This window comes from Ensifer sp. 1H6 (assembly GCF_001976035.1).
Lineage (GTDB): Bacteria > Pseudomonadota > Alphaproteobacteria > Rhizobiales > Rhizobiaceae > Ensifer > Ensifer canadensis.
This window is the reverse complement of the sequence record NZ_MOAI01000086.1, coordinates 1-1,033: the sequence shown is the minus strand read 5'-3', so window position 1 is coordinate 1,033 and position 1,033 is coordinate 1. Positions and strand designations below refer to the sequence as shown.

Sequence of the window (1,033 nt, the reverse complement as noted above, 5' to 3'; positions counted from 1 at the left end):
ACACGCGCCTTGTTGGTTCCTCTGATCTTCAGATGCTCGTACTGGTCATGAAGTTGCGCATCGCTGGCGATGGCGGGGGTGACGGCTTCGACGAAAGCCCAGCGCAGCCACTTGTTGCCCTGCTTGATGATCTTGCCGTGAAAGGTCTTGCCGCCGGAGGAATAGGTCGAGGGCACCAGTCCGGCATAGGCGGCGAGCTTCTTCGGATTGCGAAAGCGGGATACATCGTCAATCTCCGCGTCGATCAGCCGGGCGAAGAACTCGCCGATGCCGGGGATCGTCTTCAACAGCTTGACGTTGGCATTGGCCTTGGTCATCGCCCGGATCGTTGCTTCCGACTGCTTGATCCGCACGTCAATGTCGCCGATGAAGGCGAGGCCACGGTCGATCTGGATGCGGTCGATCTCCGAGACGTTGACTTGCGCCAGCTGGACGCGGCCGGCCTTGCCAAACAGATCCCCGAGCTTCTTCAGCTGTGCCGTCTGCTCCGGATAGCGATCAAACACCGTGACAATGCGGTTCTTCGTCATCGTGCGCAGCCGCACGTAAAACATCCGCTCGCGCAGGGCGACGCGCAGGTCTCTTGCTCGTTCGCTGGGCGCCCAGGCCTCCGGCACCAGGTCGGCCCTGAGCAGATGCGCGAGCACCGTCGCATCGATCTTGTCGGTCTTGATCTTGGCGTCGGCAATCGCCTTGACCTTCAAGGGATGGGCGAGAACGACATCATCGCAAATGTCGTCGAGCCAGTCGTACATCACCATCCAGTTGCGCGTCGCCTCGACCACGGCATGCGAGTTCTCGCGGTAGCGTTCGAGAAACCCACCGAGCGACTGGCGATCGTTCTTCACCCGGCCCGATCTGAGCGTCTTGCCGCTGCTGTCCTGCACCACCAGATGACTATAGGATTTGTGGTAGTCGACGCCGATATGGTAATCATAAGAGGCAGTCATGCTTCCAACTCCCTTGTTGAGATCTTCGAAACCCCAATAAGGTAAGCCGAAAGGCCGGAAGCGTGACTGTCCCTCGATCATCA

The 1,033-nt window shown here is 59.4% G+C and carries 1 protein-coding gene; it reads right to left on the bottom strand.

The annotated features are described in order from the left end of the window. Window positions 1-950 (bottom strand): IS110 family transposase (locus tag BKP54_RS34770; protein WP_084815716.1); only part of this gene is annotated, 950 nt, incomplete at its 3' end. Window positions 951-1,033: the final 83 nt, after the last annotated feature.